Source organism: Shinella daejeonensis, from assembly GCF_024281235.1.
Classification (GTDB): domain Bacteria; phylum Pseudomonadota; class Alphaproteobacteria; order Rhizobiales; family Rhizobiaceae; genus Shinella; species Shinella daejeonensis.
The window spans coordinates 58,752-71,254 of sequence record NZ_JAHWXY010000003.1 but is presented as its reverse complement, the minus strand read 5'-3'; the positions used below and the strand labels follow the sequence as shown (position 1 = coordinate 71,254).

The window sequence follows — 12,503 nt, the reverse complement described above, 5'->3', positions numbered from 1 at the left end:
TCCGTATTTCGTGTCTTCGTCCGCGGATCAGATCGAGAAGCTGGTGCCGCAGCCGCAATTGGCGATCGCATTGGGATTGCGGATCTGGAAGGACTGGCCGAGCAGGTTGTCGACGAAGTCGATCTCCGAGCCGTCCATATAGACGAGGGAAAGCTGGTCGATCAGCACCTTGGCCTGACCTTTCTCCAGCACGAGGTCGTCATCCTGCTGGTCTTCGACCAGATCGAATTTGTAGGAAAAGCCGGAGCAGCCGCCACCCTCGACGGATACGCGCAACGCCTGCTTTTCCGGCGAGGCGCCGAGAATAGCGGTGATGCGGCGGGCGGCCGCGTCGGAGATGGAGATCGTCGTGTTGCTCATACCTGCCTCCTTCCGGGACCGGCCCGGAGAGAATCATCTGGACGCACCGGGCGCAATACCGCCCGCTCTCGACCGGCCGGCTGCGGAAATGCCTCCATAAACCGATGAAGGCGTTGTGGTTTTCCGTTTTCCTTGCCGCCGGCCTTGTCGCTGTGCACACTATAGGTATGAAGGCATCAAGGCCGCGTCAATGGGCGGCGCGAATGCGGTGAACGAATGACAGTCGACCTTTACGCCCTTGGCTTCGGCGCCGGCCAGCGGGCGTCCTTCGCATCGGACCCCTGGGCGAGCCGGGGGCGGCTCGTCGCCGAGAGGGCAAGCCCCACCCGTTCCGACTTCCAGCGCGATCGCGACCGCATCGTCCATACCACCGCCTTTCGCCGGCTCAAGCACAAGACCCAGGTCTTCATCGCCGCCGACGGCGATCACTACCGCACGCGCCTGACCCATACGATCGAGGTCGCGCAGATCGCCCGGGCGCTCGCGCGCGCCCTGAAGCTCGACGAGGATCTGGCGGAAGGCGTGGCGCTGGTGCATGATTTCGGCCATACGCCTTTCGGTCATACCGGCGAAGACGCCCTGCACGAGGTGCTGGAGCCCTTCGGCGGTTTCGATCACAATGCGCAGTCGTTGCGCATCGTCACCAAGCTGGAGCGGCGCTACGCCGACTTCGATGGCCTCAACCTCACCTGGGAAAGCCTGGAGGGGCTCGTCAAGCACAACGGTCCGCTGCTTTCTCCGACGGGCGAGGGGACGCGCGGGCTCGTACCGCAGCCGATTCTCGATTATTGCGCGCTGCACGATCTCGAACTGTCGAGCTTCGCCAGCCTGGAGGCGCAGGTGGCGGCGATCGCCGACGACATCGCCTATAATACCCATGACATCGACGACGGCCTGCGTTCGGGCTACCTCACCTTCGAAATGCTGGAGGAGGTGCCTTTCCTCGCCGGCCTGATGGGCGAGGTGCGGGCGCGCTATCCGGGCCTCGAGGCGCCGCGCTTCACGCATGAGATTATGCGCCGGCAGATCACCGCCATGGTCGAGGATGTCATTGCTTATGCCCAGCGGGCCATCGAGGAGGTGCGGCCGGAAACGGTTCATGACGTGCGCCGTGCCGGACGCACGCTTGCGACCTTCTCGAAGGAGATGGCGGTGACCGACCGGCAGATCAAGAAAATGCTGTTCTCGCGGATCTATCGTCATCCCGAGGTGATGCGCGTGCGCGCCAATGCCGCGTCGATCGTTACCGACCTTTATCACGCCTATATGGACGATCCGCAGCTCATGCGAGGCCACTACTGGGTGGACCGGATTTCCAGCATGCCGGAATCGGCGCGTGCACGCCATGTCGGCGATTACCTTGCCGGAATGACCGATAATTACGCGGTCGATACCCATCGGCGTCTGTTTGACCATACCCCCGAATTACGATAGTCAGCCGCCGACCCGAACTTCTACGCGCGGATGCCATGAAGGTCTCCGGCCGCGAGCGGATGGATGATATGAACCTTTTTACAGATTTCGATAGCAGGATCAAAGGTGTACTCGAACGGCTTGAAGTCGTACGTGAGAAACGCGGAGATCTTGACTTCTCGCGCATCAGCGTCGAGCCGCCGCGTGACGCAAGTCATGGCGATGTCGCGACCAATGCCGCGATGGTTCTTGCCAAGCCGCTCGGTCTCAACCCGCGCGCGCTTGCCGATCTCGTGGTCGCCGAACTTGGCCGGGATCCGGAGATCGCCGAGGTCGGGGTTGCGGGGCCGGGCTTCATCAACGTGCGTCTCTCTGTCGGCTATTGGCGGCGGCTGCTTGCCACGATGGTGAAGGCCGGGACTGATTACGGCCGCAGCACCCTTGGCGCCGGCCGCAAGGTCAATGTCGAATATGTCTCGGCCAATCCGACCGGGCCCATGCACGTCGGCCATTGCCGCGGCGCCGTGGTGGGCGACGCGCTCGCCAACCTGCTCGCCTTCGCCGGCTATGCGGTCACGAAGGAATATTACATCAACGATGCCGGCTCGCAGATCGACGTTCTGGCGCGGTCTGTCTTCCTGCGCTATCGCGAGGCGCTGGGCGAGACGGTGGGCGATATCCCTTCAGGACTCTATCCCGGTGACTATCTGGTTCCCGTCGGCGAGGCGCTGGCCGACGAATATGGCACCAGCCTGCGGGGCATGTCGGAAGCCCAGTGGCTGCCCATCGTCAAGGACAAGGCCATCGATGCCATGATGGCGATGATTCGCGAGGATCTTGCCGCGCTCAACGTCACCCACGACGTCTTCTTCTCCGAGCGCTCCCTGCACGCCGGCAACGGCGCGACGATCCGCACGGCCATCAACGACCTGACCTTCAAGGGGCATGTCTACAAGGGCGTTCTGCCGCCGCCGAAGGGGCAGCTTCCCGAAGACTGGGAGGATCGCGAGCAGACGCTGTTCCGCTCGACGGAGGTCGGCGACGATATCGACCGTCCGCTGATCAAGTCGGATGGTTCCTATACCTATTTCGCCGCCGACGTCGCCTATTTCAAGGACAAGTTCGAGCGCGGCTTCGATGAGATGATCTATGTGCTGGGTGCCGACCACGGCGGCTACGTCAAGCGGCTGGAAGCGCTCGCCCGCGCCGTTTCCGAAGGCAAGGTCAAGCTTACGGTTCTCCTCTGCCAGCTGGTGAAGCTGTTCCGGGACGGCGAACCGGTGAAGATGTCGAAGCGGTCGGGAGATTTCGTGACGCTGCGCGACGTGGTCGATGAAGTCGGCCGCGATCCCGTGCGCTTCATGATGCTCTATCGCAAGAGCAGCGAGCCGCTTGATTTCGATTTCGCCAAGGTCACCGAGCACTCGAAGGACAATCCGGTCTTCTACGTGCAATATGCCCATGCGCGTTGCATGTCGGTGTTCCGGCAGGCTGCGGAGGCCTTTCCGGATCTCGACATCGATGCGCTCGATCTTGCCGGCGCAATCGGTGACAATATCGGTGATCCGAGTGAATTGCAGTTGCTTGCGAAGCTCGCAGAATATCCCCGTGTCATCGAAGCAGCGGCGCAGGCGCAGGAGCCGCATCGCATCGCATTCTACCTCTACGATCTTGCCGGTGCTTTCCACGGACACTGGAACAAAGGCAAGGAACAACCGGAATTACGGTTTGTTAACGATAAAAATAGAGAATTGACCATCGCCAGACTCGGGCTGGTGCACGTTGTCGCTTCCGTTCTCAAGTCGGGCCTGTCGGTTACAGGTACCGCAGCCCCGGATGAAATGCGCTGACGTCACCATTTGCCCACAATAAGCTGGCAACTCGTCTATGTTAGCCTGTGAGTGGGAAGTAGTATGGCAGACAAGAACTTCGCCCGAAGCGGAACCGGTAATGCGGGCATCCTTGCGGACGATGATCCGCTGAGTGAGCTTGCCCGGCTGGTCGGCCACGATGTCCTTCCGGTCCAGCCCGTGGTCCGCCATCCGTCCGTTGCGGCGGGTGCGCCTGTCGCAGGCCAGGGCAACCCCGTGCTGGCGCTCGAAGATGAATTGTTGCGCGCATTCGATCTCTACGATGCGCCCCGCCACGTTCCGGCGGAGCCTGTGGAGCCCGAGCTTTCTCAGGCCGAGCCGGTATCCTCGTGGCCGGAGCCGGAACTGGCCGATCCCGTGCCGGTTCGGCCGGAAGCGGCCCCGGCCGCTCCTGCCGTCGAGCCCGCCGGGACCGTTTTCGGCGCAAACGACGATCCTTCCCTCGAAGGCGATCTTCTGGCCGATGAGGCCGAGGCTTCGCTTTACGACGCGCCATCGGTCGACGCCGTCTGGCAGGAAGAGCCCCCTCAGACCGGGAACCGGTCCGAGCCGCTTTTCGATCTGCCGGTTCAGGAGACGCCTGCGCCTTTCGTCGAGCCCGCGCCCGAGGCCCAGCCGGCGCAGCAGGAAGCCCCTGTTTTTCTCGGGTTGCAGCCGGTCGACGCAGAGACCGCAGCCCCGGACGGTGCGACGGACTTCTCCGCGCCGGACGTCGATCTGGAGCGCGAGTTGGAGCTGTCGATCGGTGACGATTTTGAAGTTTCCGACACCGCTCACTTTGTCGAACCGGCGCTTTTGGCGGAAGCCGGGCCGGTGGCGGCCGCTTATGAACCGGTTCCGGAGGTCTTGTCGTCGCCCGAGATGGCCGCTCCGCCTTTTGCCGCGGATAGCGGCTACGCGAAGGCCGAGCCGAGGTTCGTGGAGGAAATGCCCTTCGATACGCCGGAAGCCCATGCCCGCGAAATGGCCGAGGCCGAAGCGCGCTGGCAGGATGCCGACGATGCGGGCGATCCCTCCTTCCATGCCGAGCAGGCCTATGACGTGGCGCCGGTCGCGGCAAGCCTCGCCGTCGAGGACGATCTGCTGGCCGAGGTCGAACGTTATCCGGTTCCCGAGGCCCGGCCGCAATCCGTGGCCACGCCGCTGCTTGTAGAGCCCGCCGCGCCGCGCGATGCTCCGCCGGCGTCTCCGATCTTCAGCCGCGCCACGCCCGTCGCCAACCGGTCTGTCGAACGGAAGGAGCCGGCCGCCGCGCCGGCGTCGGTCGCCCCTGAAACGGTCGGGACGGCCATGCAGCCGCCGCTTGCTCCGGCTGCGGAGCCGGAAATCGAAATCGACGCTTTCGAACTCGACCTTTCGGATATCGAATTCGACCTCGAAGCGCCCGCGGCCGTTCCGGCCGAACCTGTTCGAGCCGATGCGGTTCACACGCCGGAGCCTGTCGTCCGGCGCGAACCCGCCGTGGCGGTTCCCGTTGCCGCCTATATGGCGCCGACGCAGCAGCCGGAGGCCGGTGACGGGGAGTTGCCCTTCGATCCGACGATGATCGCCGAGACCGATGAGACCATGGTGCCGGTGACGGATCTGGATGTGCCGCAGCTTCCGGTGATCGAAAAGGAAAAGCCGCGTGCTCAGGACGCGGATTACGATTTCGACATCGATGCCGAGATGGCGCAGCTTTTCGCCGCACCCGAAGCGCCGAAGGCCGCCGGAACCGAGCCTGCCGCCGAGGGTCCCACCGCGCCGGTCATTGCGGAAGTCGACGATTTCGAACGGGCGCTGGAAGAGGATTTCCGCCGCTCTCTCAACCAGCCGGAACGCACCGCCATTCCGGTGGACCCCGGCCAGCCGGGAACGCATTACACCGGTGACGGCTATGCCGAGGATCAGCCCCGTTCGCGCCGGGGACTGTTGCTTGCCGCATCGGTGGCGGTGCTTGCGGTTCTCGCCGGCGGCGGCGTCTATGCGCTGATGTCGGGTGGCGGCGGGGTGTCCGGTTCCGGCGAGCCGCGCGTCATTCTCGCCGACAAGGATCCCGTCAAGATCGTCCCGGAGGAACGGGGCGGCAAGACCGTTCCCAATCAGGACAAGGCCGTCTACGATCGTGTCGCCGGAGATTCCGACGCGACACCGCAACAGGAGCAACTCGTCACCTCGACCGAGGTGCCGGTCGACGTCGTGCAGCGCACGCTCTCTCCCGAGGCGCTGCCGTTCGACGGCCCCGACGATCTCGAGGCCTTGGCGTCGGATGACAACGAGCGCCTGCTGCCGGGTGTCGATGAGCCGGAGACGGCCCTGTCGCGGACGGATGCGGAACAGTCGCCGCTGGTTTCCCCGCGCAGGGTGAAGACGATGATCGTCAAGCCGGACGGCACGCTGGTGGCGCGCGAGGATCCGGTCGAGGAGCCGCAACTGGCGGATGGCGGCGAGGCCGCTGCAGACGAGCCGCCGCGTGACATGCAGGTGGCTGCGCAGGGCGCATCCCCGCGTTCGACGCTTGCCGAGCCTGCGTCCACGGACGAAATTGCGCCGGTCCGCACCGTCCAGACCACTGCGATCGGTGCGAACGACGTCGCGGCCGCCTCCGGCGACAGGGCGCCGATCCCCAATACCCGGCCCACCGACCAGCCGGTCAATGTCGTCGGCACGGTGACGCAGCGCGGCAATGTTACCGGCACGGAGACCGCCGCCGCCGCTCCGGCGGACACGGCGCAGCCGGAGCCGCCGGTCGCCAACCCGGGCGGTTATGTCATCCAGATCGCGTCGCTGCCCTCCGAGGCGGAGGCGAAAAAGAGCTACGACACGCTTTCGGCGCGCTATGCCGGCGTTATCGGCGGCCGCGGCGTGGATATCCGCAAGGCGGAGATCGCAAATCGGGGCACCTATTATCGGGTACGCATTCCTGCCGGCTCGCGCGAGGAGGCCAATGTGCTCTGCGAGCGCTACAAGGGGGCTGGCGGAAGCTGCCTCGTGACCCGCTGAAAACGCAAAGGACCAGCGGTTCGGTTCGGAAAGGCGCGGGGGGTCTCTCCCGCGCCTTGTTCTTTCGAGGCCGATCGCTCTTGCCTCCTTGCGGAGATATGATCCCCGCCGCGCCATCGCCTTTTCCCGTCAAATCTCTATGATTCCGATCATGAGCGAATCGAAATCCTTTATCTCGGGCTGCAAGGGCCTGACCCTCACGCAGGACGAGAAGTCCTTCTTCCGCAACGAGCGGCCCTGGGGCTTCATCCTGTTCGGCCGCAATATCGGCGAACCCGCGCAGATCGCCGACCTGACGGCCGAAATGCGCGACTGTGTCGGCGCGGGCAGCGATATTCCCGTCCTGATCGATCAGGAAGGCGGCCGCGTACAGCGCATCCGGCCGCCCCATGCGCCGCAATATCCGAATGCGGCGGCGCTTGGAGCGATCTGGCGGGAGGATGCGGAAAAGGGGCTCCGCGCCGCCTGGCTGATGTCGCGGCTGCACGCCTTCGACCTCCTGCGTCTCGGCGTGAATGTCGATTGCCTGCCGGTGCTCGACGTCGCCGTCCCGGGCGTCCACGATGTGATCGGCAATCGGGCCTACGGTCAGGACGCGGATATCGTCTCCGCGATGGGCAAGGCGGCGGCGGAAGGCCTGAAGGCCGGCGGACTGCTGCCGGTGATGAAGCATATGCCCGGCCATGGCCGCACCACGGTCGATTCGCATCACGATCTGCCCGTCGTCACGGCCGCGCTCGCGGATCTGGAAGCCTGCGATTTCGTGCCGTTCCGCAGGATGAACGACGAGTTGATGGCGATGTCCGCGCATATCGTCTTCACCGCCGTCGATGCCGACAGTCCGGCGACCACCTCGCAGAAGGTGGTGCGGGAAATCATCCGCGGCCATATCGGTTTCGACGGGCTGCTGATGTCGGATGACGTCTCGATGAACGCGCTGCGGGGCGATATCGCCGAGAGGGCGCGCGGAATTATTGCGGCCGGGCTCGATATCGTCTTGCATTGCCATGGCATCATGGAGGAAATGATCGCGGTCACGGAAAACGTGCCGCCGCTTGCCGGCGACAGCCTGCGCCGTGCCAATGCGGTGCGGGCGGGCTTCCCGACACCGGATGACGCGGACGAGCAGGCGCTGCGCGAGGAATTCGGCGCGCTGGTCGCGGTGGCCTAGAGCATTTCCAGCCGAAACGGGATTGTTTCGGCGCCTAAGAATGCGGAAAACTGGGTCGGTGGGCGCGTTTCCCGCGCTCCAGGGGATAAAAAAGGCACGGCGCCGAAAGGACGAGGATTGCAGGAAACGGGAGCCACGCTGCAAACGGGATCGCGCGCCACCGGGACGCCGATGGATGAGCTTTGGCAGGACGCGGCGGAGACGCGCGGGCTGCATGAGGAAAGCCTCGTCGTGGACCTTGCCGGCTTCGAGGGGCCGCTCGATCTGTTGCTGCATCTGGCGCGCACGCAGAAGGTCGACCTGGCGCGCATCTCGGTGCTGGCGCTCGCCGAACAATACCTGGTTTTCATCGAGCGGGCGCGGCGCATCCGCATCGAACTTGCCGCCGACTATCTCGTCATGGCGGCCTGGCTTGCCTATCTCAAGTCGCGCCTGCTGATTCCCCGGCAGCCGAAGGACGAGGGGCCGTCGGGCGAGGAGATGGCGGCGAGCCTTGCATTCCGGCTGAAGCGGCTGGAAGCCATGCGCGACGCGGCGACGCGGCTCATCAATCGCAATCGGCTTGGACGCGACGTCTTCCCGCGCGGCATGCCGGAGCATATCCCGGTCGAGCGTCGCACGGCGCTCGACGCCTCGCTGTTCGATCTCGTCAGCGCCTATGCGGCGTTGCGGCAGCGGCAGGCGATCACGCAGGTGACGATCGAGAGGCGCACGGTCTGGTCGCTGGCCGACGCGCGCGCGATCCTCGCAAACCTGGTCGGGATGGTGGATGAGCAGGAATGGACGGCGCTCGACAGCTTCCTGCTGCGCTATCTCGCCGATCCGGCGGAGCGCGCAACCGCCCTTGCAAGCGCCTTCGCCGCGACTTTGGAACTGGTGCGGGAAGGGCGCCTCGAACTGCGGCAGGACGGTGTTTTCCAGCCGATCTACCTCAGGCGCGGTCCCCGCGCGGATGAACGGGAGGACGAGGAGCGTGATTGAGCAGGAAGGCGACGGCACGGCCGGGGCCGGCGAGGCGACGGTGGTCGACCCGCGCCGGCTGCATGAGGCGGCGCGGATCGCCGAGGCGCTGGTATTCGCATCCACCGGCCCGGTCTCCATCGCCTATATCGCGGAGCGGCTGCCGCGCGGGGTCGACCCGATCCACGTCATGCGGGCGCTCAAGGGGCTTTACGCCGGGCGTGGCGTCAATCTCGTGCAGGTGGACGACCATTGGGCCTTCCGCACAGCGCCCGATCTTTCCTTCGTCATCCGCACGGACGAGAAGGAGGTGCGCAAATTGTCGCGCGCCGCGCTGGAGGTGCTGTCGATCATCGCCTATCACCAACCGGTGACCCGCGCCGAGATCGAGGACATTCGCGGCGTACAGACCTCCAGGGGCACGCTCGACGTGTTGATGGAGGCGGGATGGGTTCGTTTTCGCGGCCGGCGGCGTTCGCCGGGCCGCCCGGTCACCTTCGGCACGACGCGGGACTTCCTCGATCATTTCGGCCTCGAGGAACTGCGGGACCTGCCCGGACTGGAGGAGCTGAAGGGGGCGGGCCTGCTGTCCGGCCGTATCCCGCCGACGTTTCAGGTGCCCCTTCCGCTCGGCGATGACGAGCTTGCCGAGGACGAAGATCCGATCACCGAGGCCGATATCGAGGAATTCGGACTCTTGACACCGGGCGGAAAAGAAGACGAATAGGCGAAGCTTTTGTGAGGACGGCAAGACCGGCGGCGTTGCCCGCCGGCAGGAAGACGGCAATGATTTCGGATCCGGTGGGCTCCAGCGATATCGGGACGAGAAGCGCATCGGCCGTGACCTTCGCGGCCCGGCTGGTGTTCGAGGATATCCATCACCGCTATCACAACAGGGAAACCGTCCGCGGCATCTCGCTGACGGCCGAGCCGGGCGAGGTGCTTTGCCTGCTCGGTCCTTCCGGCTCGGGAAAGACGACGCTGCTGCGGATTGCCGCAGGCATCGAGGCGCAGACCTCCGGCCGCATCCTGATGAATGACCGGGAAATTGCCGGTCCTGCCGTTTTCCTGCCGCCCGAGCGGCGCGGCGTCGGCCTGATGTTCCAGGATTTCGCGCTGTTTCCGCATATGTGCGTTCTTGACAATGTGCGCTTCGGGCTGACCGCGCTGCCGCGCGCGGCTGCGGAGACGGAGGCGCAACGGGCGCTCGAACGGGTCGGCCTTGCCCATTACGCCCGGAAATTCCCGCATGAGCTGTCGGGAGGCGAGCAGCAGCGGGTGGCGCTTGCGCGGGCCCTTGCGCCGCGCCCGTCGGTGCTTTTGATGGACGAGCCGTTTTCGGGGCTCGATTCGCGGCTGAAGGATTCCATCCGCGCCGATACGCTGACGATCCTGCGCCAGACACGTGCCAGCGCCATTGTCGTCACGCATGATGCCGAGGAAGCCATGCGGATGGGGGACCGGATCGCGCTCTTGCGCGACGGGCGGCTCGTGCAGGTGGGGACGGCGGAAGAACTCTATCTGCGGCCGAAAGACCTGTTCGCGGCGGCGTTCTTTTCGGAGATAAACGAGTTTCCGGGCCATGTTCGCGGCGGCGTCGTCGAAACTCCGGTGGGCAATGTGGACGGCAGCGGTTTTGCCGACGGCCGGACGGTGCGGGTGGCCGTGCGCCTTTCGGGCTTGCGGATTCTCGAGACTGGCGGAACAGTGCCGGCGCGCATATTGTCGCGGCGGTTCCTGGGGGTGGTGGAGCTTCTGACGCTGGCGATTCCGGGAACGGAAGCGCCGATCCATGCACGCGTGCGCGCCGATCAGATCCGTGCCGGATTGCGTGACGTGACGCTTTCCGTTAACGAGCGAGACATTCTCGTATTTGAAAAACACGACCGAACATCTTAAATCGAGATAACGCGTCGAAAGGGAGTCGCAAAATGGGTTCTTTCAGCATCTGGCATTGGCTGATCGTTCTGGTGGTGGTGCTGCTGCTGTTTGGCCGCGGCAAGATTCCGGAACTGATGGGCGATGTCGCCAAGGGCATCAAGAGCTTCAAGAAGGGCATGTCGGATGACGAGCCTGCCGATACGACGAAGACGGTCGATCACAAGGCAGACGAGATCAAGTGATCTGTCTCGGACGGCGGACGGGCCTTGCGGCCGGTAAGGACTGAACTTCATGCTTGATGTCGGCTGGACCGAGATACTTGTCATCGCCATCGTGCTGATCATCGTCGTGGGTCCGAAGGATCTGCCGCAGATGCTGCGGACCTTCGGCCACATGGTCAGCAAGATGCGCAGCATGGCGGGCGAATTCCGGCAGCAATTCGATGAGGCCTTGCGCGAGGCCGATCTGGACGACGTGCGCAAGACGATCGCCGATGCCCAGAAGCTCAACCCCATGAACACGATCCGCGACGCGGTGAATCCGCTTCGTCAGGTCGGTGACGAGATCAAGGCCGATCTCCAGAAGGCGACGAGCAGCGTTCCGTCGCCTGCGAAGGCGGCCGAGCCTGCGCCGGAGGACGCCGGAGAGGCAGGGGCCGTACCTGCTGCGGCCGGCAAGCCCGTCTCCCCGGAGCCGGTTGCCGCCGAACCCCTGAAGAAGGGGCCGGCCGGCAAGACGGCGTCTACGAAGCCTTCCGTGGCGGCAAAGCCGCGCAAGCGCGCCGCACCCGCAGGGTCTGCACCGGCATCGACGGCGAAGGCCGGCACGAAGGCGGCATCGGGCAAGGTCTCGACGGGCAAGGCCGCAACCGGAACGAGGCGGGCTTCCGCATCCGGGAGCGCGGCAACGAAACCCGGCAAGGCCTCATCCGCCAAGAGTGGCGGCAAGGCCGGGAAGGACAAGGACGAGGCATGAGCGGCGACATTCAAGACAAGCCCCAGCCGCTGATCGAGCATCTGATCGAACTGCGCCAACGCCTGCTTTGGGCCGTCGGCGCATTCTTCGTGGCCTTCCTCGTCTGCTTCTATTTCGCCAAGCAGCTTTTCAACCTGCTGGTGCTGCCGTTTAAATGGGCGGTCGGCTGGGCCGGGCTTTCCCACCGCAACATCGAACTGATCTACACCGCGCCGCAGGAATTCTTCTTCACGCAGATCAAGGTGGCGATGTTCGGCGCGCTGGTCATCGCCTTTCCGGTGATCGCCCAGCAGATCTATAAATTCGTGGCCCCCGGCCTCTACAAGAACGAGCGCGCGGCCTTCCTGCCGTTTCTGGTGGCCTCGCCGATCCTGTTCCTGATCGGCGCCGCACTGGTCTATTTCTTCTTCACGCCCATGGTGATGTGGTTCTTCCTCGCCATGGAGCAGGGCGGCGGCGAAGGGCAGGTGTCGATCCAGCTCCTGCCCAAGGTTTCCGAATATCTCAGCCTGATCATGTCGCTGATCTTCGCCTTCGGGCTGGTGTTCCAGCTTCCGGTGATCTCGTCGCTTCTCGTGCGCGCCGGCTTCATCGACACGCAGGCGCTGATCTCCAAGCGCAAATATGCGATCGTCATCGCCTTCGTGGTGGCGGCGGTCCTGACGCCGCCCGATCCGATTTCCCAGATCGGCCTTGCGCTGCCGGCTATCCTTCTCTACGAGATTTCAATCTATACGGCCCGATTCATCGAACGGCAGCGGGCCCGCGACCGGGCCGCGAAAGACGCGGAAAACGAGGTCGCTGCGACGCCGGGCGAGGCCGACAAGGCCTGACCCGGTGTTGCCGCGCTGCCGGGCGAAAGTGGGCCCCGGTTCACACGACGCCTGGAA

General features: G+C 64.8%; 11 protein-coding genes. 10 read left to right on the top strand and 1 reads right to left on the bottom strand.

What is annotated here, in order from left to right:
- Positions 1 to 27: 27 nt before the first annotated feature.
- Positions 28 to 360: an iron-sulfur cluster insertion protein ErpA gene (erpA, locus tag KYK29_RS10960; protein WP_254690944.1), complete on the bottom strand. Its 333-nt coding sequence runs from the start codon at positions 358 to 360 to the stop codon at positions 28 to 30.
- A 216-nt stretch (positions 361 to 576) separates the two neighbouring features.
- Between erpA and KYK29_RS10955 the strand changes: the two genes are divergently transcribed.
- The 10 genes from KYK29_RS10955 (at position 577) to tatC (ending at position 12,446) form a co-directional block, all read left to right on the top strand.
- A complete protein-coding gene (locus KYK29_RS10955; RefSeq protein WP_254690943.1) occupies positions 577 to 1,794 on the top strand; it encodes a deoxyguanosinetriphosphate triphosphohydrolase in 1,218 nt (405 codons plus the stop codon).
- 68 nt (positions 1,795 to 1,862) lie between these two features.
- Positions 1,863 to 3,623 carry an arginine--tRNA ligase gene (argS, locus tag KYK29_RS10950; RefSeq protein ID WP_254690942.1) on the top strand — a complete coding sequence of 587 codons (1,761 nt, stop codon included), beginning with the start codon at positions 1,863 to 1,865 and terminating at the stop codon, positions 3,621 to 3,623.
- A 63-nt stretch (positions 3,624 to 3,686) separates the two neighbouring features.
- Positions 3,687 to 6,626, top strand: coding sequence for an SPOR domain-containing protein (locus KYK29_RS10945; RefSeq protein WP_254690941.1), 2,940 nt, complete (start codon positions 3,687 to 3,689; stop codon positions 6,624 to 6,626).
- A gap of 151 nt (positions 6,627 to 6,777) precedes the next feature.
- Positions 6,778 to 7,797 carry a beta-N-acetylhexosaminidase gene (nagZ, locus tag KYK29_RS10940; protein WP_254690940.1) on the top strand — a complete coding sequence of 340 codons (1,020 nt, stop codon included), beginning with the start codon at positions 6,778 to 6,780 and terminating at the stop codon, positions 7,795 to 7,797.
- Between the two features lie 171 nt (positions 7,798 to 7,968).
- Entirely contained in the window at positions 7,969 to 8,778 is an 810-nt protein-coding gene (locus KYK29_RS10935) for a segregation and condensation protein A (RefSeq protein ID WP_254691271.1), read from the top strand.
- The gene (scpB, locus tag KYK29_RS10930) at positions 8,750 to 9,484 is read left to right on the top strand and encodes an SMC-Scp complex subunit ScpB (RefSeq protein ID WP_437437247.1); all 735 of its coding nucleotides are present in this window, start codon (positions 8,750 to 8,752) and stop codon (positions 9,482 to 9,484) included. Before KYK29_RS10935 ends, scpB begins: the two co-directional genes overlap by 29 nt.
- A 59-nt stretch (positions 9,485 to 9,543) precedes the next feature.
- Complete coding sequence (locus KYK29_RS10925; RefSeq protein WP_254690939.1) at positions 9,544 to 10,656, top strand: ABC transporter ATP-binding protein; 1,113 nt, start codon at positions 9,544 to 9,546, stop codon at positions 10,654 to 10,656.
- Positions 10,657 to 10,688: 32 nt separating this feature from the next.
- Positions 10,689 to 10,880, top strand: a complete 192-nt coding sequence (locus KYK29_RS10920; RefSeq protein ID WP_254690938.1) for a twin-arginine translocase TatA/TatE family subunit — start codon at positions 10,689 to 10,691, stop codon at positions 10,878 to 10,880.
- 49 nt (positions 10,881 to 10,929) lie between these two features.
- A complete protein-coding gene (gene tatB / locus KYK29_RS10915; protein ID WP_254690937.1) occupies positions 10,930 to 11,613 on the top strand; it encodes a Sec-independent protein translocase protein TatB in 684 nt (227 codons plus the stop codon).
- The gene (tatC, locus tag KYK29_RS10910) at positions 11,610 to 12,446 is read left to right on the top strand and encodes a twin-arginine translocase subunit TatC (protein ID WP_254690936.1); all 837 of its coding nucleotides are present in this window, start codon (positions 11,610 to 11,612) and stop codon (positions 12,444 to 12,446) included. The genes tatB and tatC overlap by 4 nt, the downstream gene beginning before the upstream one ends.
- Positions 12,447 to 12,503 lie beyond the last annotated feature (57 nt).

What these genes read in the sequence shown, in the direction of transcription:
- KYK29_RS10920 (WP_254690938.1), top strand. Translation starts at nt 10,689, where the DNA reads ATGGGTTCTTTCAGCATCTGGCATTGGCTGATCGTTCTGGTGGTGGTG.
- KYK29_RS10925 (WP_254690939.1), top strand. Translation starts at nt 9,544, where the DNA reads ATGATTTCGGATCCGGTGGGCTCCAGCGATATCGGGACGAGAAGCGCA.
- KYK29_RS10935 (WP_254691271.1), top strand. Translation starts at nt 7,969, where the DNA reads ATGGATGAGCTTTGGCAGGACGCGGCGGAGACGCGCGGGCTGCATGAG.
- argS (WP_254690942.1), top strand. Translation starts at nt 1,863, where the DNA reads ATGAACCTTTTTACAGATTTCGATAGCAGGATCAAAGGTGTACTCGAA.
- tatB (WP_254690937.1), top strand. Translation starts at nt 10,930, where the DNA reads ATGCTTGATGTCGGCTGGACCGAGATACTTGTCATCGCCATCGTGCTG.
- scpB (WP_437437247.1), top strand. Translation starts at nt 8,750, where the DNA reads ATGAACGGGAGGACGAGGAGCGTGATTGAGCAGGAAGGCGACGGCACG.
- tatC (WP_254690936.1), top strand. Translation starts at nt 11,610, where the DNA reads ATGAGCGGCGACATTCAAGACAAGCCCCAGCCGCTGATCGAGCATCTG.
- KYK29_RS10955 (WP_254690943.1), top strand. Translation starts at nt 577, where the DNA reads ATGACAGTCGACCTTTACGCCCTTGGCTTCGGCGCCGGCCAGCGGGCG.
- nagZ (WP_254690940.1), top strand. Translation starts at nt 6,778, where the DNA reads ATGAGCGAATCGAAATCCTTTATCTCGGGCTGCAAGGGCCTGACCCTC.
- KYK29_RS10945 (WP_254690941.1), top strand. Translation starts at nt 3,687, where the DNA reads ATGGCAGACAAGAACTTCGCCCGAAGCGGAACCGGTAATGCGGGCATC.
- erpA (WP_254690944.1), bottom strand. Translation starts at nt 360, where the DNA reads ATGAGCAACACGACGATCTCCATCTCCGACGCGGCCGCCCGCCGCATC.